The sequence below is a fragment of the Rheinheimera sp. SA_1 genome (assembly GCF_001669775.1).
Taxonomy (GTDB): Bacteria; Pseudomonadota; Gammaproteobacteria; order Enterobacterales; family Alteromonadaceae; genus Pararheinheimera.
Map to the genome: position 1 here is coordinate 25,742 of NZ_LXWK01000018.1, position 25,293 is coordinate 51,034.

Sequence of the window (25,293 nt, forward strand, 5' to 3'; positions counted from 1 at the left end):
AACCTGTTTTTGAAGACTGGACCAGTCGCGGCCTGTCACGCCCTCCGGTCAAAAACTGGCGCTATTATACCCAAACAACCTGAAGAAGCGAGTTTCAAGTAGATTGGGTGTATACCCTTCATCCTTGAAGATTCGGGGTTGTTGGCCGCCTTCACTCGCCCTAGTCACATAGACAGCTATGCTCCTAGGGTCTCGCTCAGTTGCCGCCTACCCGAATCTTCAATGATTTTGGGTGTATACCCAACTTTAATGATGAAGGTAATAGAATTATTGATATTGAAAGTCGTGTTGATACAACACATTTTGCTGCTGATCAACAATTTCGACCCGCCAGCTACCCAGTTGATCCGGCAGCAACCACTTCTCGCTGTAGGTTCGCCAGGGTGAATCTTCAATCGTCAGCAGCGCTTCGGTTTGCACTTGTCCGGCAAAAGACCAACGATGAATAAGTTGCTGACCGGCATATCCCTGCAGTTCAGTAAACAAATACAAACGTTGAATGTGTTGCTTCGCCACCAGCGTGTCAATGGCGGCACCGGGTTCTAATTGTTCCATGGTCGCAGCCAGCACAATCCGGCTAAAACCTTTGGGCAATTTGCGACCGGTGATCGGCATCTCTGCCGATGGTGGTGGTGTTAATTGCCTGGACGCAGTTTCAGCCACTGCCTTCGCGGCTGTTGGCTCTGCTGCTACTTGCTCAGTCACTACATTTTGTCGCATAACTGACGGTGTGGATGTCGGCTCCTGAGCAGTGCTGCGGTTTTGCGACAGTTCTTCCACGCCGGGACTTTCCGCCAATTCTTCAGTCGCCACCGCGGCAACGTCACTCGCCGGATGATAATCAGCAGCGACAGCAGGCGGCACTTTGCCGACAAATTGCTGCCACAAAAGATAACCAGCCGCAGTTAGCAGCACCAATAACAATAAACCCAAAGTCACTTTCAGTTTAGACAGGCGAGCCGGTGGTGCCGTGATGGGCAACACCACGGGTTGCGCCGCATGCAGCTTAACTTTCACAGTGAGTTTGGCAGCCTGTTCCGTCACAGCACACTCTCTTTAAAAATAACGTTCAAAATAGCAATACAACCAGCTTTCACATGCCCAGTTCGTTCAATCCATTGCCTGCAAACTTCTGTCACCGTCGTACGAGTCTTACTAAACGCTGGTTCCAACTAACAATTGTTGTTGGATAAAGCGGCTGAGATCTGCCACTTCCTGCGCGCACACACTGTGTTCCATCCGGTAATCCTGCCAGCGCACATTAAAACCGGCATATTTTAAAGCGTTAAAAGCCAGCTGGCCAGCCTGCATTGGTACCACCGGATCGGCAGTCCCGTGCGCCACCAGCACCGGCGTTGTTTTATTCAGCGTGGTCATTTCAGTTTTTAAGCTGTCCGGTAATGCCATATAAGTCGACAACGCCATCACCCCGGCGATTTTGTACGGCAGTCTTGGTAATAAATGTAGCGCAATGACCCCGCCCTGACTAAAACCAGCGAGGATAATTTTTTCCGCTGGAATACCACTGGCAATCACTTTATCCAGTAGATTCTGCACCAGCAGCGCTGATTGTCTGACACCGGCTTCGTCAGCGCGGTTTTGTAAATCCCAGGTTTTAATGTCGTACCAGGCGCGCATCACCATGCCGTTATTGATGGTGACGCGTTGCTCTGGCGCATGCGGGAACAAAAACCGGATACCATGACCGGCAGGTAACCGCAGTTCCGGCACTATCGGCGCAAAACCATGGCCGGAATCGCCAAGACCATGTAACCACACCACAGCCGCTTTGACTTCACCACTGGCTGGAACATCAACAAAAGGTAACTGATTCATTGCTTTACTCTAATTTCATTCAAATTTTAACCGCCACAGCAGCAGCGAATGTGCGCAGCTGTGTGCAGAGGCGGATAGAATTCGTATTGGTTTGAAGTTGCTTTTAATGTTCAAGATTGACCGGCACACCAGCTTGTTTTGACGCTGCATCATTCAGCAACTGCCAGAACTCACTACCAGTGCGGTTATCCATCCACTGCCCATCACGGTATTCAAAATGGTGGCCATTAAATTTGGTCGCCACCCACAGCTGATGCAAAGGTGGTTGTTTATTAATGATTATTTTACTGCGATCAGGAAAGGTAATGCTCAGCAAGCCACCGTGGCTTTCATAATCGAGATCCAAATCCAGTTTTTCAATGGCTTCTTCCACTGCCAGCAAAACACTATCGGTCAACTCATCATATTCTACGTCATTCATCGGCTTCACCTGTTTGCTTTTGCTGCTAAGGATGCGATTATAGAGCGCTCAAAAATTAAAGAAACAGAAACGATGAAAGCTGTGATGCAAACTCTGTTCGTACTGATGCTGGCCAGCCTTGGGCTGACCGGTTGTGGTCAAAAAGGTGATTTATTTTTGCCGACAACTCCACCACCGGTGGCGACTCCGGCCGAACCCGCGGCTAAACCGGCGCCAAAAGCTATAGATCAACAGCCCGAACCAACACAGCCTGAACAACAGCAGCCTACAACAGCCGGGACTGCCTCGCCCGATACATCACAACAAGCACAACACAGCAATCGCGACACAAAAAGGTAACGCCGGTGGATTATTTTAATTATCAGGGGCCGCAGTTACAGGCCGAACAAGTCAGTTTAGCTGCCATCGCCAGCCAGTTCGGCACCCCGACTTATGTCTATTCCCGCGCCACGTTAGAGCGCCATTATCATGCTTTCACCGAAGCAGCTGGCAAGCAGCCGCATCTGGTGTGCTACGCCGTTAAAGCCAACAGCAATATCGCTTTATTAAATCTGCTGGCTCGTTTGGGCAGCGGTTTTGATATCGTGTCTGAAGGTGAATTACGCCGCGTGCTGCAAGCAGGTGGCAACCCAGCCAAAGTGGTTTTTTCTGGCGTCGGTAAGTCTGAAGCTGAAATTGAGTTTGCGCTGCATACCGGCATCAAGTGTTTTAATGTCGAGTCCGAGCCTGAATTACACCGGATTGCTGCAGTCGCCGCGCGACTTGGCAAAGTGGCACCCATTTCTATTCGGGTGAACCCGGATATTGACGCCAAAACCCATCCGTATATTTCAACGGGCCTCAAAGCCAATAAATTTGGTATCGACATCAACCATGCGCTGTCGATTTATCAACAAGCAGCGGCGTATCCGCAGTTAAAAGTCTGTGGTGTCGATTGTCACATTGGCTCACAACTGACTGAAACTCAGCCATTTTTAGATGCACTGGATAAATTACTGCTGCTGATCGACAAGCTGGCCGCAGCTGGTATTGTGCTGTCGCATATCGACATCGGCGGAGGTCTTGGCGTGACTTATCTAGATGAAACGCCACCGCATCCAGCCGAATACGCCGCCGAAGTGGTAAAACGGCTGGCTGCTTATCCACATTTAACATTGTTGTTTGAACCAGGCCGCGCCATTATGGCCAATGCTGGTGTGTTGTTGACCAAAGTTGAATATTTAAAACCGGGGCAGGAAAAGAATTTCGCCATTGTCGACGCTGCGATGAACGATTTAATCCGGCCGGCGCTCTATAGCGCCTGGATGAATATTGTGCCGGCGCAGTTGAAACCTGAACTTACAGCGCAAACCTATGATGTGGTAGGTCCGGTGTGTGAAACCGGCGATTTCCTCGGTAAAGATCGCGCTTTAGCGATAGAACCAGGAGATTTACTGGTGGTGCGTTCGGCCGGAGCCTATGGTTTTACCATGAGTTCCAACTACAACAGCCGTTTACGCGCTGCTGAAGTACTGGTCGATGGCGATCAAGTGCATCTGGTACGGCAACGGGAACAATGGCAAGACTTATGGCGCGGCGAACAGCTGCTGCCCGCTTAACCAACAATAGATAAGGTTGGCATGTTATTACAGTTTTCTAAAATGCACGGGCTTGGCAACGATTTTATGGTGGTTGATGCCGTCAGCCAGAACGTGTTTCTGACCAAAGAGCAGATCAAGCAACTGGCCGATCGCAATTTTGGTGTCGGTTTTGATCAGTTACTGATGGTCGAACCGCCTTATGATCCGGATCTGGATTTTCACTACCGCATTTTTAACTCCGATGGTTCGGAAGTAGAACAGTGCGGCAATGGTGCCCGTTGTTTTGCCAAGTTTGTCCGCACCAAAGGCTTGACCAACAAGTACAAAATCAACGTCAGCACTAAATCTGGCAAAATTGTGCTTTATATCGAGCAAGACGGTCAGGTCACGGTCAACATGGGTATTCCGCAATTTGAACCGGCGAAAGTGCCGTTTAAAGCGCAAAAGCAGGAAATTAACTACATTCTGCACGCCGAAAACGCCACCACTTTGTGTGGTGTGGTGTCGATGGGCAATCCGCATGCGGTAATTACTGTCGATGATGTCGACGTCGCGCCCGTCTTAAACTGGGGCCCGGAATTTGAACTGCATGAGCGTTTTCCGGAGCGCGCCAATATTGGTTTTATGCAAGTGCTGAATCAGGGCCATATCAAACTTAGAGTATGGGAACGTGGTGCAGGCGAAACTTTAGCTTGTGGCACCGGAGCTTGTGCCGCAGCGGTCGTTGGTCAGATGCAAAAAACACTGGGGCCAAACGTCAGGGTTGATTTACCTGGCGGAACCTTGCATATTCGTTGGAACGGCCCTGGCCAACCGGTGAAAATGACCGGTCCGGCCGAGCATGTCTATGATGGGCAGCTGGTCTTGTGAATGAAGGCTTTGTGAATGAAGGCGTTGTATACCCTAAATCATTGAAGATTTGGGTAGGCGACGAGAAAGTGAGACTGGAGCGCCAGCCCGGCCCGGAGCATAGTTGTCCTATGTGACTGGGGCGAACGAGCGAAGGCAACAACCCCGAATCTTCAAGGATGACGGGTATAAATGAAGGTGGCATGAGCGAAGGTGTAATGACAGATCTGCCGGAATTAAAAGAAGAAGAAAAAGCCGTGCTGCACGATCAGTTCGTGTACCAGTATTTGCTGGAACATCCGGCGTTTTTTCAGCATCATCCGGAATTACTCAATCGTTTACGTTTACCTCACGCCCAGCGTGGCGCGGTGTCGTTAGTGGAACGTCAGCTGGAAATGCAACGTGAGCGGATCCGTGGCATGGAAGAAGACATCACCCGGCTGATGAGCATTGCCCGCCAGAACGAACATATCTTCTTTGCATTGAACCAGTTACATCTTGATTTATTGTCGGCGCGTCAGCGTACCGATATCACCATCGCGCTCAGCACCTTTGCCAACCGCATGCCGCATGTGCATGCCTGTACCTTGCTCGATTTTAACCATGAAGCGATGGGCGATAATTTCAGTGGTTTGCAGCTGGTACTGCAGCACCGCTTGCAACACCGCAGTTATTATTTTGGCCGGTTAAACAAAGACGAAATGGCCACCCTATTTCCATCCAACATTCATTCAGTGGCGTTGTTGCAAATCAGTCAGGGTGATAAACCACTGGCATTACTGGCCTTTGGCAGCGAACTGGACGACCATTTCCAGCCGAGCATGGACACTTTGTTTATCGACCATATCGCCAGGTTGTTAGCCGTGGTGTTACCACGTTATGACCAGCGCTGACCTTCATCCCAACAACGACTCCAGCCCCGACGCCCTGGCGGCTTTTACGCCCTGGCTGAGCCAATTTCTGGCCTACCTGAAATTTGAACGCGCCTACAGCAACCAGACTTTATCGACCTATCAGCAACAACTCGACAGTGTGGCGCGGCAGTTGGCGGCAAAACACAGCCACTGGCGCGAATTAACCCAACTGCATTTGCAGCAGCATTTATTGTCTTGTCGCGCCAGCTTAAAACCGCGCAGCCTGGCGCTGCGCGCTGCCGCCTTGCGTAGTTTTTATCGTTATTTGCAGCAGCAAAAGCTGATTGACCACAACCCGGCTTTGTATTTAAAAGTTCCGAAGTTTGATAAACCGCTGCCGAAAAATCTCGATGTTGATCAAATGCATAAGCTGCTGGATTTGCCAAAGGAAGACGAACTAGCCTGTCGCGATCAGGCCATTCTGGAGCTGTTTTACAGTTCAGGCTTACGGCTGGAAGAACTGGTGAGCGCCAATGTTGCCGACATTAACTGGAGCGAAAAACTGATCCGGGTACGCGGTAAAGGTAACAAAGAACGGGTGCTGCCTATAGGTCGGCTGGCCGTCACAGCGCTACAGCGTTGGTTGCAAATCCGGCCGGATTTTATTGGCAGCGAACCCGAAGCGTTGTTTTTAAGCCGGCAGAAACTGCGGATTTCCGCCCGGCATGTCCGCAATCGGGTGAAATTATGGGCGAAGCGTCAGGGCATGGATCAAAACGTCCACCCACATATGCTGCGCCACTCTTTTGCCAGTCATCTGCTGGAATCGAGTGGTGATTTACGCGCGGTGCAGGAACTGCTTGGCCACGCCAACTTAAGCACTACCCAAGTCTACACCCACCTTGATTTTCAGCATCTGGCCAAGGTTTATGATGCCGCCCACCCCCGGGCAAAAAAATAGCCATCCCCTTCATTGTTATATTGCATCAGCCAAGTTAAATAAATTGATTGTTAACGCAACTTTGTTGCGTTATGTTTTAGCCATATTTTCAAAAGGATTTGATTTGTATGTGTAATTTCCGTTTAAAAAAGTCACTTACCGCGCCAATGTCTCTGCTTGTTTTATCTTTATTCAGCACGCTGCTGTTACCATCCGTTCAGGCAAACGACAACTGGCCGGCGCTGTTGGCACAGAATCCAAGCTTTTTTGACTTCACTATTTCCCCGGATGGCAAACATCTGGCGGCAAAAATCTTTCGCGATGGCAGACGCACCCTGGTGTTTTTCGACAGCGCGACGATGCAAACCGTAGGCTCTGCCAGCATGGGAGGAATGAAGGAAGTAGGTGAATATCATTGGGTCAATAATGAGCGGGTGGTATTTCAACTGGTTGAATCAAAAGCCTGGGAAAAACAACCTTTGTATTATGGCGAACTGTTTGGCGTGAATATAGACGGTAGTCGCAGTCAATTGCTCTTTGGTTACCAGGCTGGCGACGAGAAAGCCGGTTCACGCCTTAAAGTCCGTGAATCCCGTAGAGCCTGGGCCGAATTTATTGACACGGAGCTGGATGAAGACGACCAGATCCTGATTATGAGTACACCGGCAGATAAAGTAGGCGCCAAGACGGCAGAAATCCTGAAAATAAACGTCTATACCGGTCAAACCATCGGCCAAGGCAAAGTGCCGGTATCCTACGCCAACGTTTTAGTCGACAGTGATGGCAAGCCACGGGTGGTCACCGGTACCAACAAAAAAGATGAAACCGAAGTGTATATTCGATCATTAGCAGCAAAAGAGTGGACAGAACTGCCGCAACAGCTATTTGGCTCCACATTTGCACCAATTGCCGTGACCAAAGACAATAAATCACTGTATGTATTTGATAACAAAGGGCAAGATAAAACAGGCGTCTTTAAGTTAGATCTAGCCAGTGGCAACTATGAAGCTGTGTATACCGACCCGTTGGTTGATGTGACGATGGTCAGCAGAACGGCAGATTTACGTTCTGTTTATGGTTTACGGGTCGATGATGGTTTTCCGGCCTATGCATTACTGACCTCGGCGTTTGAGGAAGCTAAAGTGTTTAAAAAACTGTTGGCGGCCTTTCCCAGTGAACAAGTGACCATTACCAGCAGCACCAAAGATGGCAAAAAGTGGTTGGCAGCCGTCAGTTCTGACATAAATCCTGGCACTTATTATCTGTATGATCATGAAAAGGTGTCGTTAACCAAGCTTGCTGACCGCAACCCGCATCTGACCGGTAAAACCATGGCGATGATGGAACCGATCAAATTTCCCTCTTTTGACGGCAAAGAAATTCACGGTTACCTGACGCTGACCGAACAACAGTCCGCAACCAAACCGATGGTGGTGTTGGTGCATGGCGGTCCGCACGGTGTGCGCGATCATTGGGGTTTTGACTCAGAAGTACAGTTGCTGGCGAAATCTGGTTATAACGTATTACAGGTCAACTATCGCGGTTCTGATGGTTATGGTGCTGAGTACAAAGCCGCTGGTTATCGTCAATGGGGTGACGCCATTCAAAAAGATATCATTGCCGGTACCGAATGGGCGATTGCACAAGGGCACGGCAAAGCAGGTAATGTCTGTATTATGGGCGGTTCTTTTGGCGGATATTCCGTGGTGCAAGCTGCCACCATCAAACCAGATCTGTATCGTTGTGGTGTTGCGGTCGCAGGTATTTACGATTTAGCCTTGATGTCAAAACTGGGCGATATTCCACGTTTGGGATATGGCAAAGCATATTTACAAAAGGTGATTGGCGATGATCCAGCACAACTTGCGGCTTTCTCGCCGGTGAACCGGATTGAGCAACTAAAAGCGCATTTGCTCATTGCGCACGGCAGACACGATGAACGGGCGCCGATGGAACATGCCACCGCGTTAACAGAGGCGCTGGACAAAGCCGGCAAACCTTACGAGTGGCTGGAGTTTACCGATGAAACCCATGGTTTTTACTCCGAAAGCAATCAGCAGCTTTATTTCACCAAAGTGCAGCAATATCTGGCGCAGCACCTAACGAAATAAGTGAAAATTTTGTCTGGTGCGGCAGTTTCGTCTGGAAATGCCGCACATCATTCTTTGTTCCCACCGCCATTTTTTTCCGCCCTCCCTTCTACAAACTATTGCGGCAGCTAATCATTTTGTGACTTTCGGCACTATGGACGATGCCGTAAAACGCTCAGACTTCAACTACAGCAACCTCTGCTTTTCAACTTCCAAGGACGACGATGAAATTATTTACTGTACTAACCGGCCTGTTCATCAGCACTTTTATGCTTACACCATCTTGGTTTACCCCTGCATGGGCTGGCGGCGTGTCGACCGCCCAAGTTACGACTCATCCAACGTCTGCTGTGCAAGTCACCGAACTTGATTTATATGACAACAAACGCCAGCGGCCGGTGAAAATTACCCTCTGGTATCCGGCACAAGCAAGCTGTGAAGACGCCAGAATTTGTCTGGCGCAACACACCAAGCTGGATAAAGCCGTGGTGTTTTCGCATGGTGCGATGGGTGCTGCCAAAGGTTATAGCTGGATTGGTAAAATGTTCGCTGCACAGGGTTATGTCACTGTTGGGGTCAATCATTATGGAGAATCCTGGGTCTATGGCCAGGAACATGTCAATCCAGCGGCAGCACTGCAGTTTTGGGAAAGGCCGGTGGATATCAGTTTTGTGCTGGATGTGCTGCAAAGCAATCTGCTGCCTGCAACGAAGGCAACTCCAGCAACGCCACAACGGATATTTAACCGTGACATCGCCTGGGATCAAATCATTGCCGTCGGCCATTCTTCTGGTGGCGCCACTGTTTTAACCATGGCTGGCAGCAAGCTAGCCTTTGCTGATGCCGCAACTTACTGCGCCACCGCAGCAGCTGCGGCCGACAGAAGCTGTCATTATCTGAAGTTTCAGACCGAAGCCAATACCAAGGGTTATAACCCAGAGCAGAATTTTTTCGATGCGCGGATTAAAAGTGTGATTGCGCTGGATCCGGCACTCGGCCACGCCACCACAGCACAAAGCTTGCAGGCAATGACTATTCCGGTGTTGGTTATTGGCTCTACCCAAAACGATTTTTTACCTTATGCCCGGCATGCCGGTTATTACGCTGCCACCATCCCGGCGGCAACAAGCCTGGTATTTGCAGCGGGTGAAGGCCATTTTGTCTACCTCGACCGCTGCAAACATCAATTTCAGGCCATGGGCGTTGCACTTTGTACCGACCGGCCCGGCATCGACCGCACGCTGGTGCATCAGAAAGCTGGCGCGGCGATGCTGAAATTTATTCAGGGTTGAATTCTCGTTGTCGTGAAAGCAGCCTGAACTTGTGTTCAGCTGCTTTGCCTCCTTAATACACTCACCACTGCGAGCACGACTTTAAAAGCTCAACCAAAACACCGTTCTCTGTCCAGCCTGCCCTTTTGCTCACCTTTATCTTCATCAACGCTGATCTTTCAGGCGCTGTAAATTCTGCATTTCAGATCTTGTAATCAATCAATGTCAATAGTAGTATTTATCATATAAATATCACTATTAGGTTATTGGCGGTTGGAAAGGATGGTTGCATGAAAGTTCTGGTTACCGGTGGGGTGGGTTATATCGGCAGTCACACTTGGATTGCCTGGTTGCCGAAGGCGATCAGACTGGTCATTTTTGAAAACCGCAGCAGCGTCCAAATGCTGATAGCCAATTATCCGCAAGGTCTTGATTTTAAGACGGAGTCTGCCGATGAATCACACTAAAGCTGGAACTACTTTGCCCAATGAATTACCGCTGACCCAAACGCACCGCCGGAAAAATCCGTTATCTGGTGATTGGGTGCTGGTGTCGCCTCACCGTAATAACCGCCCCTGGCTCGGTGCAACCGAAGCACTGGCTGAAGATCAGTTACCGCAACATGATCCGGCTTGCCCTTTATGCCCACGCAACACCAGAGCCAATGGTGAAACCAACCCGGATTATGCATTTACCCATGTGTTTGTGAACGATTTTGGTGCTTTAACCCCGGGATCTGCCGAGTTTGCAGCAAGCCAGGATGCACTGTTCAACTACAGCGCCGCCCCAGGTGAATGCCGGGTGATTTGTTTCTCACCGGATCACAATAAAACCTTGCCGGAAATGTCGTTACCAGAACTTTCTGCAGTGATCAGTACCTGGCAACAGCATTATCAGCAACTGAGTCAGCGCTACGCCTGTGTGCAGGTGTTTGAAAATAAAGGCGCCATCATGGGCTGCTCGCAACCGCATCCACATGGCCAAATTTGGGCACATGCGCATTTGTCGACCGAAATCACCCGGGAAGACGAGCAGCAACGGGCGTATTTTCAGCAACATGGCCGGGCATTACTCGCCGACTATACCGAGCGGGAAAGCTTTGATGGCAGCAGAACCGTGTTTGAAAACCAGCATTGGCTGGTGGTGGTGCCGTTTTGGGCCGCCTGGCCCTTTGAAACGTTGCTGTTGCCCAAAGACAATTTACAGGCACTGCACGAGCTTGATAGTGCACAAAACGCTGCGCTGGCCGAAGCATTAAAGGTGCTTACCACCAAATACGACAATCTGTTTCGCTGTAGTTTTCCTTACTCAATGGGCTGGCACAATGCGCCGGCCGGGCTTGGCGAACCCCAATTGCACTGGCGTTTACACGCGCATTTTTATCCGCCGTTGCTACGTTCGGCCACGGTCAAAAAACATATGGTGGGTTATGAGATGCTGGCCGAGAGTCAGCGCGATCTGACACCGGAAACCGCAGCCGCTATTTTACGCGCCGCGCCGACCCTGCATTACAAACAAGGAACCCCTGATGACGTATGAATTTTTACAACAGCAGTTTCAGGCACTGTATCAGCGTCCGGCACAAGGCATGGCCAGCGCTCCGGGTCGGGTCAATCTGATTGGTGAATTTACTGATTACAATCAAGGCTTTGTATTTCCTTGTTCACTGAATTTCCGCACTGTGGTGCTGTTTTGTCCGCGTTCGGATCAGCAGTTGGTCGTGCATTCGGTGAATTATCCGGGCGAGCATGACTCTTTTGCACTGGACCAACCGGTTGTGGCGGGACCTTCACAGTGGGGTAACTATATCCGCGCTATGGTGTATGTGCTGCAAGGTGCTGGTCTGCAACTTGGCGGCGCCGATTTGTTAGTCAGTAGCAATGTGCCGCAAGGTGCCGGGTTATCGTCATCAGCAGCGCTGGAAGTGGCGATTGGCGGCGCTTTTAATCAGCTGAATACGCTGGGTTTGTCACTACAACAAATTGCCTTGTTTGGCCAACAGGCCGAAAACGATTTTATGGATTGTCAGTGCGGCATTATGGACCAATTGATTTCGGCCAAGGGTGAACAAGACCATGCGCTGCTGATTGATTGCCGCGATTTACAAACCACAGCTGTGCCCCTGCCCGCTGATTTAAAGCTGGTGATTATTAACTCCAATTATCCGCGCAAGCTAGTCGATAGTGAATACAATCAGCGCCGTATCGATTGTGAGCAGGCGGCGAAAAAGATGGGGCTGCACAGTCTGCGTGATGCCACTATGACGTTACTGGAAGCAACCAAACCCTTGTTAACTGACACCGAATTTCGCCGCGCCCGCCATGTGATCAGCGAAAACAACCGGGTGCTGGCGATGCAACAAGCCCTGATCAGCAACGATATGGCGGCACTCAGTAGGTTAATGCGCGCCTCACATTTATCATTGCGGGATGATTTTGAAGTGACGGTACCGCCGGTTGATGGCTTGGTGGATATTTGCCGCGAAACGCTGGGAGATGACATCGCGGTGCGAATGACCGGCGGTGGCTTTGGTGGCGCTATTGTTTGTTTATGCCGGGCAGAACATGTGCCTGTACTACGCGAAGCGGTGGCGAACACCTATCAACAGCGTTTTGCGCTACAAGCAGATTTTTATCTGTGTAGTGCCGGTGGCGGACTGCTGATTGAATGATTGAATGATTGAATGATTGAATGATTGAATGAACTGACCACTACGAATAAATGACTGACAAGCGATTGATAACAATAAGGAATACAGCATGAGCGCTTTCACATCCACCTTCGGTCGCCGCCCTGGCCTGGCATTTAATTCACTGTTGGCGCTTAGTCTGCTGCTGGCTAGCAGCACGCTGGCCGCTTCGTCAAAGCAAACAGTGCCCGAGCAACTTTATCCGCCACTTTCTGCAGAAGTACTGCCAGAGCTGGCAGCCGCCGGTCGTTTTTCGGTCGGGGTGAAAACGGTGCAAGTCACAGATCCGGCACGGTTTGACCCGCTCACTCAAGGTCCAAAAGCCCGTAGTCTAACGCTGGAAATTTGGTATCCGGCAGCAAAAAATCCGACCAAACCCCTGACCTCTTATCAAAATCAGAGCCGCAGTGGCGTGCCATTTAGTCTGCAGGCCGCCGCCATGCGCGATGTGCCGGTGCTGAACAATATCGCCGAAAAATACCCCTTAGTGGTGTTGTCGCATGGTTACACCGGCTATCGCACCATTATGTTTTATCTGGCCGAGCATCTGGCAGCTCAGGGTTACATTGTGGTCGGCATCGACCACACCGATTCGACCAACGCTGAAGTTGATATGAAAACCGCGCCTTTTGCCGGTTTTGTCAGCACTTTGCTCAATCGATCACGCGATCAGCAATTTGTGCTGGAGCATTTGCGCCGTGAGCCTGCACTCACCGGTTCACAACTGGATGGCAGCAAAGCGGCGGTGATTGGTTATTCGATGGGCGGTTTTGGCGCGCTCAGCACCATTGGCGCTTGTTACGATTTTAATCCGATGACGACGGCTGCTTTTACCGGTCTCAAAGATCCGGCGCAGCTTGCTGCGATGCAGCAGTTACTCAATAGTTGTGCCGGTGGCCAGTATCCGGCCACAGCTGCATCAGCGCAAACCCCGCTACAGCCAGATCCAGCCTGGCAAGCCGCTATCGCGCTGGCGCCCTGGGGTGGCCAGCATCAGTTATTTTCTGCAGCTTCTGTGGCAGCACTAAAAGTACCAGTGTTGTATGTCGCGGGTGATTTGGACGATGTTTCAGGCTACGCTGGGATCGAAGCCCTTTATCAACAAACTGGCAGCAAAGCGAAGTATCTGCTGACTTACCACAATGCCCGGCACAACATAGCACCGCACCCGGCTCCAGCCGTTGCCAGCAGTAGCGAACTGGATGTGGGCCATTATCATGAGCCGGCCTGGTCAGTGCGGACGTTAAACGAAGTGAACAAACATTTTGCGCTGGCGATGCTGGACTGCCATGTGAAACTGCAAATCGCACGTTGTGCATATTTGGATTTACCGGCCAGCCCTGATCAAAGACCTATCGCTGGCAAAACACCGGATACCTGGCGTGGCTTTGACAATCGTTATGCCACCGGCATGTCATGGCAGCAAGGCGCTGCCAAGCCATAAAGAGCGCAGCTAAGCAATAAAGAGCAAAGCTAAGCCTTCAATGCTGTTGGCTCCGGCAGTTAACACGGATGATTTCAAAGCAGCGGCTGGATTTCTATCGAAGCCGCTTTTACAACAACCACTGCGGCGATAAATTGCAGTGGTTTTCAAGCACTCCCTGAACACCATGCAGCTGATAAATAAACAAATTTCCTGCAAGCGGCTGCTGTGCAAGTTGCGCTTCGGATAACCCCAGCCTGGATGAAGTGATAAATAACAAATCCAGATTGGGGCCACCAATGGCCACGCTGGACGGTTGGGATACCGGAAGACTTAATTCCAGATCGATACTGCCATCGGGCCGGTATCGCAGCACTTTTCCCGCGCCCCAATGCGCATTCCATAAATAACCAGCCGCATCAATAGTTGAACCATCCGGATGCGCGTTGTCCGGCGTTTGCGCAAATATCGAGGGATCACCCACACTACCTGTCGCAACGTCGTATGGATATTGGTTGATTTGATGTTTGGGCGAATCGGCATGGTATAAAGTGCGGCCATCCAGGCTCCAGCATAAGCCGTTGGAAATACACAAACTGCCAATTACTTGCTGCGCCTGGCCTGTTGGCTCTAACCGATACAAAGCGGCCTGAGTGTCAGAAATTGCAGCGTTTTCGACCATAGTCCCGGCCCAGAATTCACCCTGACGATTGACGCGGCCATCATTAAAACGGTGTCCGGCCAGATGTAATTCGGGTTGGCTGAGCCATTTCAGTGCTTTGGTCTGTGGGTTGTAGAGGGCAAAACCTTCGGCAAAAGCGGCAATAAGCTGGAAATCCTGTGGTGGCCCATCCTGCAAAAACGCAAAACTGCCAATTCGCTGCGGCAAGGCAAAGACGCTGAATTCGGCACTGGCAAGACTATATCGCTGCAACAAAGCCGCTTCAATATCAATCCAGTAAATGGCCTGTTCGGCATGATGCCACAGCACATTTTCGCCGAGAATATTTTGCGACGCTATGCTGGTTAACAGCGCACCAACGGCAGCATTGTTCACCTTTCCCAGTCCTTTTCCCGAAACAGCAGATGGCCGAGCTTATCATAGCGTTGCCTGAAATCAGACAAAATTTACGTTGGTTGCACCAACACCAACCGCTACTCGCCCGCTGTTGGTGCATTCGTCGCCACAGCACGGCTTTTTAGCAAAAATTCAGTTGCCAAAGCACATTTTTCCCGTCAATCTAACTATATTATAAGATATATATGAATTATAAACATGAAAACGCGTTATTTGCTTTCGATTGATCAAGGCACGACCAGCTCCAGAGCTGTGGTTTTTTCCGTTGATGGCAAACCGGTCGCTTGTGTCCACGAAGAATTTACCCAGCATTATCCGGACAACGGCTGGGTGGAACATGATCCAGCCGACATCTGGCGTACAGTGCTCAGCACCTGCAAACAAGCCTTGGCGCAGCTGCAGCTCTGCGCCGCTGATATTATTGCGATTGGGATTACCAACCAGCGCGAAACCACGTTGGTGTGGGACAGAGCCACCGGCGAGCCGTTATATAACGCCATTGTCTGGCAGGACCGGCGCACCACCGCTTATTGTGAATCGCTGTACAGCGAACATACCGAAGCCTTAATCACGGCAAAAACCGGTCTGCTGCTGGACCCGTATTTTTCCGCCAGTAAAATCCGCTGGATTTTAGACCAGGTACCAGGCGCCCGGGCTCGTGCCGAGCGTGGTGAATTAGCCTTTGGTACCGTTGATACTTTCTTATTGTGGAAACTGACGCAGGGCCAGGTGCACCGTACCGACGCAACCAATGCTTCCCGCACCATGTTATTTAATATTCATAGTCAGCAGTGGGACGATGAATTACTGCAACTGTTTGATATTCCAGCATCGATGCTGCCGGAAGTGCTGGATTCTTCCGCCGATTTTGGTATGACTGCCGCAGAATTACTGGGCGGTGCGATACCGGTGTATGGCATGGCCGGCGATCAGCAGGCGGCGCTGTTTGGCCACGCATGTTTTGAGCAAGGCATGGCCAAAAGTACCTACGGCACCGGCTGCTTTCTGATGCTCAACACCGGCGATCTGCCGTTAAAATCAGCCAACAGGCTGCTAACCACCGTAGCTTATCGGCTGAACGGCCAAGTGACCTACGCCATCGAAGGCAGTATTTTTATGGCTGGCGCCACCATGCAATGGATAGTCGAAGGGTTGAAATTATTGCGTCATGCCGGTGAAAGCGAGGCGATGGTGAAAGATGTACCGCTGGATCATGGCGTGTTTTTAGTGCCGTCATTTACCGGCCTTGGCGCGCCTTACTGGGATCCAAACGCCCGCGGCGCGATTTTAGGGTTAACCCGCGATTCGGGCATCAGCACCATTGTCGCCGCGGCTTTGCAGTCCGTGGGTTACCAGACCAAAGATTTACAAAAAGCGATGGAACGCGATGGTTTAAGGCCTAAGGTGCTGCGGGTAGATGGGGGTATGGTCAAGAACAACTGGGTGCTGAGTTTTCTGGCCGACATTTTAGGCGCCGTCGTCGAACGGCCACAAATTATTGAAACCACTGCACTTGGTGCTGCTTATCTGGCTGGATTGCATGCTGGTGTTTACCACTCCACCAGCGAACTCGCCGCCATGTGGCACTGCGAACGCCGCTTTGAACCCAGCATCTGCACTGAACAGCGCAATCATTTATACGCGCAGTGGCAACATGCGGTGGCGCAAGTACGGCTTTGAAGGTGGGGTATTGCATGATGAAAGCGCTTTGCTTATCCACCCTAAAAAATAATATTAATCAATATGTTAAACAGAGAACCTTCAACACTGCGATGAGTCAGTGCGCCCAATGTTCACCCGGTTAAGCCCTCGGTGTGAAGTAAATGTCGCCGCCAGTGCACTTTGCTGGCGATAAAATTTTTTAGGTTTTTACCCAACGATATAAAAAAATATTGATACCACAAATCGCCAACAAGCCAAAAGCGGCAGGCCAAATCAACATACTTGAGGCGTGATTCCTATCGAAAAAAGTGGCTGAAGGCATTTTTGATTTACCAAATTCAGAGACTAGAACATCTTTAATATATGGGCATCGCCGCAACTGAAAATGGTGCAAGGAAGCCTTCAGAATATTAGGTTCAATACGTTTGCCAAAGAAAACTGAAGCAGAGTGCGTCGATTTTATATAAACATACTCCCCAATCTCGCCTTTCCAAACTCCAGATACACGGTATTTAGCCGTATTGTTATCCAGCATCTCGATCTTCGGTCCGAGCGCTATGACGACATCAGCTTCCTCGTACAACTTCCCGACATAACTCGCTTCAAGACCTTCAAATTTTGCAATTTCACATTCAGTGACAGAAGCAAACAAGCATGGAATAAAAATCACTAATGCCAATAATGGTATTTTCATAGGTGCCTAATGGCTCGCGCTGGCTTGCATGTCACCTTCTGACGAGCCTCATAGTTGAAGCAGTGACTGTACCAGCCTGACTGTAACTCTCTTCTCTGGAAATTGTATTCGTATCTATAAACTCAAAGGCGAGTGAATGTTGATGATTTTTCTGCTGGCTTTCAAGATTGGTAGCGTCCTGAAACACGAATGACAAGGCATTACCTTTTAAATTGTGGTCAAGTTTTAACCTTGGCTGATTGCCTTGAGGACAGTAATGGGTAGCAAGCAACTTATCTCCGTCTAAATGATATAGCGTTAGCGAATGGGACACCCCTTTGTTGATCCAATTTTCAATTAACACGCTCCCCTTGGCCGTGATTTCAAATGAAATATAGAAATTTTCGCCATCACTACCTTCCTTTTTCCACTCCCCAACTAACGTTTTCAACTTGTTAAATGAACTTGCTGATACCGCCACAGCATCCGCGTGTACAGAGATTGAAAATAAAATAAGGAAAAAAAGACAAAAAGTTTTCATAAGTTCAGTTCCATATAACAGATAACGCCGTACGCGTATGAGCGAACTTGTGAGTGTCTTTGGCCCCGAATGCCGCACTTTTTGATTGCGGTTTTCAGCCTCTCGACTCACAGTGAATTTGATCACTGTACCTTTATGGTCAACTTCACCGCGATATTCAAGCCACTGCGGGAACTGGCTACGGAATTTATTTCCGATAGTTTCTGAAAATTCATCCATTTCCGAAACCTTGCCTGATCTAAGCCTGTACAGCGTATTTTCAGCGGACAAAAAAACCGCAAGTTCCAAATCCAACTGCATTTTTTATGAATTAAAGTCATAAGAAGTTAATCTTGAATCCACATTAAATCAACCGCCCCCAAAATCCGCCAGAAGCTGCAAGCGTAATAACGGTTACGTGCCCGCACAGCCTCCTTCAAAAAACTTAATCGAAAAACGGTAGCTAAAAACATAAATTTTGGGTGATTGCTGAATTGTTTAAACATGACGGTATTCGGTGTGCGGAGCCAGTCTCACGCGCCCCCACTCTCTGGCCTTACCACTACTTTTTTACCACCTTCTACCCAAATGCCGCTTGTCAGTAAAGCAGGATCGCCATATCATGAGATATATATTATTTGTCTGATTTATTAATTGGTGATGGCGATGAGCGAAACTGCGCAAATCTATGATGTACTGGTGGTTGGGGGTGGCATCAACGGTACGGGTATTGCGGCGGATTGTGCGGGCCGGGGGCTGGATGTGTTGTTGTGTGAGCAGCAGGATCTGGCGTCTGCGACATCGTCCAACAGCAGTAAATTGATCCATGGTGGTTTGCGTTATTTAGAACATTACGAGTTCCGGCTGGTGAAAGAAGCGCTGGCCGAACGGGAAGTGCTGTTAAAAAATGCGCCGCATATTATGTGGCCGATGATTTTCCGCCTGCCGCACCAGCCGCATTTACGCCCGGCCTGGCTAATCCGTACCGGGTTGTTTTTATATGACCATCTGGCAAAACGGGTCACTTTACCGGCGTCGCGGGGCATTCGTTTTGGCGCGGACAGCCCGCTGCAAAGCCATATTAAAAAAGGTTTTGAATATGCCGATGGCTGGGTGGATGATTCCAGACTGGTGGTCAGCAATGCGCTGGCAGCAGCGCAGTATGGGACAAAAATTGCTACCCGCACCCGTTGTATTCAAGCGCGGCGCCAGCAAGATCACTGGCTGGTGACCTTACAACCGGCACAGCAAGCCGCTTATCAGATTAAAACCCGCGCTATCGTCAATGCCGGCGGCCCCTGGGTTGCCAAGTTATTTGATGAAGCATTGGAAGACAAATCGCCACAGAATGTGCGGCTGGTGAAAGGTAGTCATATTGTAGTGCCGCGCCTGCATACACAGCCGCACGCTTATATGTTGCAAAATCAGGATCAGCGCATTGTGTTTGTGATCCCGTTTGAAGATAACTTTACGCTGATTGGCACTACCGATGTCGAATATCACGGCGATCCGGCCAAGGTGCAGATAAGTGACGAAGAAATTTGTTATTTGCTGCAGATCAGCAACCACTATTTCAATAAACAACTGACCGCGTCTGATATCGTCAGCTCGTTTTCCGGAGTGCGGCCGTTATTGGATGATGAGTCGGCCAGCGCGCAAACTGTCACCCGCGATTACAAACTGGAACTGAGTACACAGCAGGGCAAGCTGCCATTGCTCTCGGTGTTCGGCGGCAAAATTACCACTTACCGTAAACTGGCCGAAGCGGCCACTGATAAACTAACTGAGTTTTTCCCGGGCGCCAGCGGTCGCTGGACTGCCAACCAACCGCTGCCAGGCGGCGATTTCAGTTCGGTTGAGGTACTTTCAGCAGAGCTTCGGGCGGCCTACCCCTGGTTGCCAGAACTACTGCTACGCCGCTACTTGCGCAGTTATGGCAGTCGCGCCCGGCTTTTCCTGCAACAAGCGGTAACTCTCGCTGATTTAGGGCAGGATTTTGGTCATGGCCTGTTTGCTGCCGAAGTGCGGTATTTAATGACCGAGGAATGGGCGCAAAGTGCTGAGGATATTCTGTGGCGACGCAGCAAACTCGGCTTGTATTTCAGCCCGGCGCAAACGGCGGTTTTGGCCGGATTTATCGCGCAGCAACCAGCGACAGCTGCGGTTACTACAGCTATTGCAACTGCCGTCGCAACTACCGCCACAGCCGCTGTTGCAACAACTGTTACATCAAATACTACGCCTGCCCTGGCGACAATTGGCTAATGCAGACTGCGCCAGATTAGATCAGCCTGCCGTCGAAACTGCTTCAAGCCACGTTCGGGCACAGCTTGCTGTTTTGCGCCTGCTGCTGAAACTGAAACACGGTCGCGAAACCGCGCAAGGTGCAGGCCGTGACGTCAGCCGTCGTTGCTTCGATACCAACCGCCTGCAGCACTTTGCTAAAACAGTCCTGCAGTGGATAACCACCAATCACCACCACACTGCTGTCGGCATTGAGCTGCCAGTCGGTGGCGTGCAATGCCGCGCGAACGTCACTGCCAATCAACATGCCTGACAGATAAGAGCAGGCCTGAGCGCCATTTTCACCGCCAAATAACTGCCGGGTGCGTACACTAAACAAACCATGCACCAGATTGCCGGCATCGGCCGTTAAAGTGAAGTCGCTGCCTTGGCTAAAGGCCGGCCAATCCAGTTGTTCTGACGAACAAGGCTGCTGGATAAGCACACTCTGGCGGCTTAATAAATCAAACAACTCGCCGGTCATCGCCGTCTTAAAATATTCAATCACCCCTTCACGCAGCAGCACCCATTTGGTATGAGTGCCGGGTAAACACAACAAATGCTCGCCCTGCCGAAACTGCGGGTTCAGCTGCAAAAAGCCGAGAATTTGCAGCTCTTCGCCACGCATAACGTCAAATTGCAGATTGGCCAGTCGACAACAAAGTCCAGGCATGATGGTCAGTTGCAGCTCTGCACAACTGAACTGAAAGCCAGTCCCCACAATTTGTTCCGGTACAATAGGGCAAGGCAAATAAGCCGTTTCATGCCAACCGATGCTGGAGCCAATTTGTCCGGCCAGCAGCACCGGCAGGTTGCCATATTCCGCCAGCCAGGGCGCAATCGCCTGTTGCAGCGTTTGGGCAAAATCGGTTTTTCTTTTTCCGACACCAGGCCCGGTGACTGTGCCCTGTAACAGCACTTGTTGAGCCGCATGAGCTTGTTGATCAAGTGGCGTTTGTTGATCGACTTGGATCTGGCACAAATAGGCCCGTAGATGGCTGGTACCCCAGTCCACTGCGATATAACGGCTATTGCTCAAACCTCAGGTCCTCCCACCATCCACACAGATGGCCTGCCCTGTGATCAATGCACTTTGATCGGATGCCAAAAACAACGCCAGATTGGCGACATCCTGTGGGGTAATAATTCGTTTCAGCACCGCTGAATCAAGCCATTTTTGCTGCTCTTCTGCGGTAAACCAGCTAGCGAGCTGGCGTTCGGTGGCGACCCAACCGGGTAAAATAGCATTTACCCGAATGCCGCTATCGCCATAATCTTTGGCCAGCGCTTTGGTCATGCCAATAATACCCGCCTTGGCGGTAACATAACCTGCCATCTGCTGTTGCCCGGTTAAAGCATTGATAGAACTGAAATTAATAATGCAACCTTGTTGGCGCGATTGCATCAGCGCAAAGGCCATTTGTGAAGCAAAAAATGCCGGATCCAGATTCACCTGCATACATTGCTGCCAATCCTGTGCTGTCACCTGCTCAGTTGGTTGCCGGCTGTCGTTCGCAACATTATTCACCAGCACATCCAGACCGCCGAGTTCAGCCGCCGCTTGTCGCATCGCTTGTTGTAACTGCCTGGGCTCACGTACATCAACCTGTTGAAACCATACATTGCTGTCAGAAAGTTCGGCCTGCAGTGCAGCCGCAGCTTCGGCATTAATATCAATAAAAGCCACCCTTGCCTGCTGCGCCGCAAAAGAGCGCACCATCGCCGCACCAATGCCGGTGGCTCCGCCGGTGATAAACACAATTTTCTGCTGAAGACTTGGGTAAAAGGTCGTTGCAGTCACCTGAAAGACTCCAATATTATCTGATTTAATCAGAAGGCTGCTGCGAAGATTACAGTGCAGTCAATACTATTGCACAGCAGCATTTAAGCCTTCTTCAGCGTATTTCCAATGTGGAAAATTGCTGTAATAAGCGACAGTTAAAAAAGTTATATCATATCTGTACGTATTTTAATATGATATATAATGTTAACAATCATTGATGAACCGTAGCCCTATGAGTAACCCTCCAATTCAGAATCTGACCCATCAGCTCACTTATGATTTAGGTTTAGCCATAGTGCAGGGCGTTTACCCTGTAGGTACCGGTTTACCCTCTGAAGCTGATTTATGCATTGAATACAATGTCAGTCGCAGTTCGACTCGCGAAGCGGTGAAAATGCTGTCGGCCAAAGGGCTGATTTCATCCAGACCCAAACAAGGTATCCGGGTTCTGCCGGAAAGCAGCTGGAATATGTTTGATACTGACGTGCTGAAGTGGATTTTAAGCAGCAAACCTTCGCTGGCCTTGCTAAAAGAATTTACCGAAGTGCGGGTAGCACTGGAACCCAAGGCGGCGGCATTGGCGTCGTTATCGGCGTCTTATCAGCAACTGGAAGTGATTGAAAAAGCCCTGGCCAGAATGGTTGATGCCGATCGCGGCCTCGACGATCCACTGGAAGCCGATATTGCTTTTCATACTGCGGTGCTGGCCGCCAGCAACAACAGATTTTTTCTGCAGCTGACTGAATTTATCAGCACAGCGCTGCGCGTGAGTATCCGTTACACCAATAAAATCAAAGGGGTGCCGGGCGCAGATGTACAAAAGCACGCCGAAATCCTTAACACTATCAAATCAAGAAACCCAGAGCGGGCGAAAAAAGCCGTCGAAGCCATTTTGGATGAAGCGCTGGAATTGATTGAATCCAGGTTGGAATAAACCACCCGGCCAAGTCTATTCATCTTTGACTTGTGGTGGATGGCGCTTCGCTCATCCACCCTGCAAAAACATATAAATCAATACGTTAAACCGACATTAACTCAAACACCAACGACGTTTGCGGGTGCACTATCGGCAATTGCATGCCAAATTGCTGCAAGGCTTCACCACTGAAAACCTGACCTTCAATCTGATCAAGGATTGAGGCCGAGTATTCTTTAAAACTGCCCCGCACTGGCCATACTAACTTGATCTGATAATGCAGTTCTGGATCCAACCCGATAAACCGATAACGAGGCGGCAAAGTGCGGGCGGTTTCGCGTACCGAGTTATAGGCAAACAGCGCTTTGGTTTTATCAACGCTCACCAAGCCAAAATTAATCGAATCACCATCACTATCCAGCCGGAATAAATCGGCGTTGTGAATAAAATCACGCTGCTGTTTATGCAGTGCTATCGCCGCGGTCAGCGCAGTCTTTTCAGCCGCCGTCAGTTCGCGCGGATCCATTTCAATACCCATGTGGCCAAACATTGCCACCGCCGCCCGCATCTCTAAACTCACCCGACGCCCGGTAATATGGCAATCCCGTGGCCCAACATGCGCGCCCATCACATCGGAGGGGAAGAAAAACGAACAGCCGCGCTGGATATTTAACCGGTCCAGTGCGTCGTTAGAATCGGACGTCCAAACCCTGTCGGTATGTGCCAGCACGCCGTAATCGACCCGTGCGCCACCGGATGAGCAACTTTCGATTTCCAGCCCAGGATGCGCGGCTTTGATCCGATCCACCAGCGCATACAGTGCCAGTGTTTGCTGATGCACCGCAGGTTTGCCCTGGAAATTGCCCGGATGGTTTAAATCGCGGTTAATGTCCCATTTGATATAACGGATCAGCGGGTATTCGCGCAGGATCGCGTCGATAGCACCAAATAAATAGTCAGTCACTTCAACACGGGTTAAATCCAGCACCAGCTGATTGCGAAACTTCATTTGCCCATTACCGGCGGTTTGTAGCACCCAGTCCGGATGAGCGCGGTATAAATCGCTGTCTGGATTGACCATTTCCGGTTCAAACCACAGGCCAAACTCCATCCCCAGTGCGTTGACATGGTCAATTAAGGGCGACAACCCATCCGGATACACGGTTTTATCGACAGTCCAGTCACCCAAACCGGCAAAATCACCACGCCGGCCTTTAAACCAGCCGTCATCCAGCACAAACCGCTCCACACCAAGCGCTGCCACTTCATCCGCCAAGGCTTTTAAGGTGGGCACATCATGCTGAAAATAAATGCCTTCCCAGGTGTTGTAGTGCACCGGCCTTGGCTTTTGGCGCTGCGCTTTACTCAGCAAATGCTCACGGACAAAACCATGGAAATTGCGCGATAAGGCACTAAAACCGGCATCCGACCATGACGCATATAATGTGGGGCTTTGGTAACTTTCGCTGCTTTGTAGCGTCAGCTCACTAGGCAGCAATAATTCACCCATCTGCACATAACTGCGTCCTTCGGCCAGTAATTCCACCCGGCTGCGGTGATTGCCCGACCAACCTAAATGAAAACCAAAACACTCGCCCTGTTGCTCACCGGTGTTTGTGCTGTGCACCAGCAGGCCCGGGAAATTATCATGCGAGGTTTTGCCCTTCCGGTTTTCCCGCACAAAGCTGCCTAAAAACAAATCGACGCTGCGGCGCTGAAATTCATTCGACCAGCGGCCTTCAAAACTGGTGAGCTGGGTTAAATGATCCGGCAGTAATAGCGTAGGCGCGGCACACCACTGTAGCTGTAATGGCTGCGTGGTTAAATTCCTTAAGGCAGTGGTCGCCTGCAACACATTGTGCACCGCATCGAGCTTTAACGAATGGCTGAGTTCAATGCCGCGCAGTGCATCCACACTGACAAATTCCACTTGCTGCGCCGATAACTGCCGCACTTCAGTCAGTTGCGGCCCGACCGACCAGGCTTGCTGATCATTCATAAGTTCCAGACCGGGCGCACCGGTAAAACCTTCGCCATTGAGCGGAGTCAGTGACACCGGCGCTTCAATCACCACCGAACATTTGGCTTCCTGGCGAGTGCTCAAAAGCGTCAGCATGGTCGCTTCCGTTGCAGCAGACAGCTTTTTGCCAAAATACAACAGTGCGGGCGTGCGGTGACGGCAATCGATGAATACACTCAGCGACTGGCTTTCCAGCCGGATATAAGAAGGGATGGCAGTCATCAATCAGTTCCTTTTCGCGTTCTGGATAATTTAGCTGCAGTCAGCCCACACAGCATTAGACAGTCAGCATAAATAATAATAGTATATATCATATAATTAATGTGCTAACAGATACAAGACCCGGCAGCAGCATTACAACCCTGCCAAAATGATGCCGCAACAAAGCGGTGGCGCTGAACACAA

The 25,293-nt window shown here is 50.3% G+C and carries 23 protein-coding genes; 14 read left to right on the top strand and 9 right to left on the bottom strand.

What is annotated here, in order from left to right:
- Positions 1–267: 267 nt before the first annotated feature.
- From A5320_RS17885 to cyaY, 3 genes are all read right to left on the bottom strand, one after another.
- Positions 268–1,044 (bottom strand): DUF2914 domain-containing protein, encoded by a 777-nt coding sequence (locus A5320_RS17885; RefSeq protein ID WP_068068285.1) that lies wholly within the window; start codon positions 1,042–1,044, stop codon positions 268–270.
- A gap of 111 nt (positions 1,045–1,155) precedes the next feature.
- Positions 1,156–1,836: an alpha/beta hydrolase gene (locus A5320_RS17890; protein WP_068068287.1), complete on the bottom strand. Its 681-nt coding sequence runs from the start codon at positions 1,834–1,836 to the stop codon at positions 1,156–1,158.
- A gap of 103 nt (positions 1,837–1,939) precedes the next feature.
- Positions 1,940–2,257 (bottom strand): iron donor protein CyaY, encoded by a 318-nt coding sequence (gene cyaY, locus A5320_RS17895; RefSeq protein WP_068068289.1) that lies wholly within the window; start codon positions 2,255–2,257, stop codon positions 1,940–1,942.
- A gap of 84 nt (positions 2,258–2,341) precedes the next feature.
- Between cyaY and lptM the strand changes: the two genes are divergently transcribed.
- The 11 genes from lptM to A5320_RS17945 all read left to right on the top strand — a co-directional run bounded on the left by lptM (position 2,342) and on the right by A5320_RS17945 (position 13,974).
- Positions 2,342–2,596, top strand: coding sequence for an LPS translocon maturation chaperone LptM (gene lptM / locus A5320_RS17900; protein WP_197490176.1), 255 nt, complete (start codon positions 2,342–2,344; stop codon positions 2,594–2,596).
- Between the two features lie 5 nt (positions 2,597–2,601).
- A complete protein-coding gene (lysA, locus tag A5320_RS17905) occupies positions 2,602–3,855 on the top strand; it encodes a diaminopimelate decarboxylase (protein WP_068068293.1) in 1,254 nt (417 codons plus the stop codon).
- Between the two features lie 21 nt (positions 3,856–3,876).
- Entirely contained in the window at positions 3,877–4,707 is an 831-nt protein-coding gene (gene dapF / locus A5320_RS17910) for a diaminopimelate epimerase (protein ID WP_068068296.1), read from the top strand.
- A gap of 182 nt (positions 4,708–4,889) precedes the next feature.
- A complete protein-coding gene (locus A5320_RS17915) occupies positions 4,890–5,579 on the top strand; it encodes a DUF484 family protein (RefSeq protein WP_231916775.1) in 690 nt (229 codons plus the stop codon).
- Complete coding sequence (xerC, locus tag A5320_RS17920) at positions 5,566–6,501, top strand: tyrosine recombinase XerC (RefSeq protein ID WP_068068299.1); 936 nt, start codon at positions 5,566–5,568, stop codon at positions 6,499–6,501. Before A5320_RS17915 ends, xerC begins: the two co-directional genes overlap by 14 nt.
- Before the next feature lie 107 nt (positions 6,502–6,608).
- Entirely contained in the window at positions 6,609–8,591 is a 1,983-nt protein-coding gene (locus tag A5320_RS17925) for an alpha/beta hydrolase family protein (protein ID WP_082971876.1), read from the top strand.
- Between the two features lie 203 nt (positions 8,592–8,794).
- Positions 8,795–9,862 (top strand): alpha/beta hydrolase family protein, encoded by a 1,068-nt coding sequence (locus A5320_RS17930; RefSeq protein ID WP_082971877.1) that lies wholly within the window; start codon positions 8,795–8,797, stop codon positions 9,860–9,862.
- 269 nt (positions 9,863–10,131) lie between these two features.
- A complete protein-coding gene (locus A5320_RS22175; RefSeq protein ID WP_197490177.1) occupies positions 10,132–10,308 on the top strand; it encodes a hypothetical protein in 177 nt (58 codons plus the stop codon).
- Entirely contained in the window at positions 10,295–11,380 is a 1,086-nt protein-coding gene (locus tag A5320_RS17935; RefSeq protein ID WP_068068302.1) for a UDP-glucose--hexose-1-phosphate uridylyltransferase, read from the top strand. The genes A5320_RS22175 and A5320_RS17935 overlap by 14 nt, the downstream gene beginning before the upstream one ends.
- Positions 11,370–12,512 carry a galactokinase gene (gene galK / locus A5320_RS17940; protein WP_068068305.1) on the top strand — a complete coding sequence of 381 codons (1,143 nt, stop codon included), beginning with the start codon at positions 11,370–11,372 and terminating at the stop codon, positions 12,510–12,512. The genes A5320_RS17935 and galK overlap by 11 nt, the downstream gene beginning before the upstream one ends.
- Before the next feature lie 88 nt (positions 12,513–12,600).
- The gene (locus A5320_RS17945; RefSeq protein WP_068068307.1) at positions 12,601–13,974 is read left to right on the top strand and encodes an alpha/beta hydrolase family protein; all 1,374 of its coding nucleotides are present in this window, start codon (positions 12,601–12,603) and stop codon (positions 13,972–13,974) included.
- Between the two features lie 109 nt (positions 13,975–14,083).
- On the opposite strand, the gene A5320_RS17950 is transcribed toward A5320_RS17945, so the two are convergent.
- Positions 14,084–15,010, bottom strand: coding sequence for an SMP-30/gluconolactonase/LRE family protein (locus A5320_RS17950; protein WP_068068310.1), 927 nt, complete (start codon positions 15,008–15,010; stop codon positions 14,084–14,086).
- A 219-nt stretch (positions 15,011–15,229) separates the two neighbouring features.
- On the opposite strand from A5320_RS17950, the gene glpK reads away from it, so the two are divergent.
- Positions 15,230–16,711 carry a glycerol kinase GlpK gene (gene glpK / locus A5320_RS17955; protein ID WP_068068314.1) on the top strand — a complete coding sequence of 494 codons (1,482 nt, stop codon included), beginning with the start codon at positions 15,230–15,232 and terminating at the stop codon, positions 16,709–16,711.
- 181 nt (positions 16,712–16,892) lie between these two features.
- Here glpK and A5320_RS17960 read toward each other — a convergent pair whose 3' ends face one another.
- A complete protein-coding gene (locus tag A5320_RS17960) occupies positions 16,893–17,387 on the bottom strand; it encodes a hypothetical protein (protein ID WP_068068315.1) in 495 nt (164 codons plus the stop codon).
- Between the two features lie 31 nt (positions 17,388–17,418).
- Positions 17,419–18,126, bottom strand: coding sequence for a hypothetical protein (locus A5320_RS17965; RefSeq protein ID WP_157606026.1), 708 nt, complete (start codon positions 18,124–18,126; stop codon positions 17,419–17,421).
- Positions 18,127–18,552: 426 nt separating this feature from the next.
- Here A5320_RS17965 and glpD point away from each other — a divergent pair, with 426 nt between their 5' ends.
- Positions 18,553–20,151: a glycerol-3-phosphate dehydrogenase gene (glpD, locus tag A5320_RS17970; RefSeq protein ID WP_082971878.1), complete on the top strand. Its 1,599-nt coding sequence runs from the start codon at positions 18,553–18,555 to the stop codon at positions 20,149–20,151.
- Between the two features lie 43 nt (positions 20,152–20,194).
- Here the strand turns inward: glpD and A5320_RS17975 are convergent, their stop codons facing one another.
- On the bottom strand, positions 20,195–21,208 hold the full coding sequence (locus A5320_RS17975) for a 2-dehydro-3-deoxygalactonokinase (RefSeq protein WP_068068319.1): 1,014 nt from the start codon (positions 21,206–21,208) through the stop codon (positions 20,195–20,197).
- A gap of 3 nt (positions 21,209–21,211) precedes the next feature.
- A complete protein-coding gene (locus A5320_RS17980) occupies positions 21,212–21,970 on the bottom strand; it encodes an SDR family NAD(P)-dependent oxidoreductase (RefSeq protein ID WP_068068321.1) in 759 nt (252 codons plus the stop codon).
- Between the two features lie 214 nt (positions 21,971–22,184).
- Between A5320_RS17980 and A5320_RS17985 the strand changes: the two genes are divergently transcribed.
- Positions 22,185–22,886, top strand: coding sequence for a FadR/GntR family transcriptional regulator (locus A5320_RS17985; RefSeq protein WP_068068324.1), 702 nt, complete (start codon positions 22,185–22,187; stop codon positions 22,884–22,886).
- An 85-nt stretch (positions 22,887–22,971) separates the two neighbouring features.
- Here the strand turns inward: A5320_RS17985 and A5320_RS17990 are convergent, their stop codons facing one another.
- Positions 22,972–25,110 carry an alpha-galactosidase gene (locus tag A5320_RS17990; RefSeq protein WP_068068326.1) on the bottom strand — a complete coding sequence of 713 codons (2,139 nt, stop codon included), beginning with the start codon at positions 25,108–25,110 and terminating at the stop codon, positions 22,972–22,974.
- Positions 25,111–25,293 lie beyond the last annotated feature (183 nt).

Coding starts and splice junctions, on each gene's coding strand:
- A5320_RS17890 (WP_068068287.1), bottom strand. CDS start 1,836: ATGAATCAGTTACCTTTTGTTGATGTTCCAGCCAGTGGTGAAGTCAAA.
- cyaY (WP_068068289.1), bottom strand. CDS start 2,257: ATGAATGACGTAGAATATGATGAGTTGACCGATAGTGTTTTGCTGGCA.
- lptM (WP_197490176.1), top strand. CDS start 2,342: ATGCAAACTCTGTTCGTACTGATGCTGGCCAGCCTTGGGCTGACCGGT.
- dapF (WP_068068296.1), top strand. CDS start 3,877: ATGTTATTACAGTTTTCTAAAATGCACGGGCTTGGCAACGATTTTATG.
- A5320_RS17915 (WP_231916775.1), top strand. CDS start 4,890: ATGAGCGAAGGTGTAATGACAGATCTGCCGGAATTAAAAGAAGAAGAA.
- xerC (WP_068068299.1), top strand. CDS start 5,566: ATGACCAGCGCTGACCTTCATCCCAACAACGACTCCAGCCCCGACGCC.
- A5320_RS17925 (WP_082971876.1), top strand. CDS start 6,609: ATGTGTAATTTCCGTTTAAAAAAGTCACTTACCGCGCCAATGTCTCTG.
- A5320_RS17930 (WP_082971877.1), top strand. CDS start 8,795: ATGAAATTATTTACTGTACTAACCGGCCTGTTCATCAGCACTTTTATG.
- A5320_RS22175 (WP_197490177.1), top strand. CDS start 10,132: ATGAAAGTTCTGGTTACCGGTGGGGTGGGTTATATCGGCAGTCACACT.
- A5320_RS17935 (WP_068068302.1), top strand. CDS start 10,295: ATGAATCACACTAAAGCTGGAACTACTTTGCCCAATGAATTACCGCTG.
- galK (WP_068068305.1), top strand. CDS start 11,370: ATGACGTATGAATTTTTACAACAGCAGTTTCAGGCACTGTATCAGCGT.
- A5320_RS17945 (WP_068068307.1), top strand. CDS start 12,601: ATGAGCGCTTTCACATCCACCTTCGGTCGCCGCCCTGGCCTGGCATTT.
- glpK (WP_068068314.1), top strand. CDS start 15,230: ATGAAAACGCGTTATTTGCTTTCGATTGATCAAGGCACGACCAGCTCC.
- A5320_RS17960 (WP_068068315.1), bottom strand. CDS start 17,387: ATGAAAATACCATTATTGGCATTAGTGATTTTTATTCCATGCTTGTTT.
- A5320_RS17965 (WP_157606026.1), bottom strand. CDS start 18,126: ATGGATGAATTTTCAGAAACTATCGGAAATAAATTCCGTAGCCAGTTC.
- glpD (WP_082971878.1), top strand. CDS start 18,553: ATGAGCGAAACTGCGCAAATCTATGATGTACTGGTGGTTGGGGGTGGC.
- A5320_RS17985 (WP_068068324.1), top strand. CDS start 22,185: ATGAGTAACCCTCCAATTCAGAATCTGACCCATCAGCTCACTTATGAT.
- A5320_RS17990 (WP_068068326.1), bottom strand. CDS start 25,110: ATGACTGCCATCCCTTCTTATATCCGGCTGGAAAGCCAGTCGCTGAGT.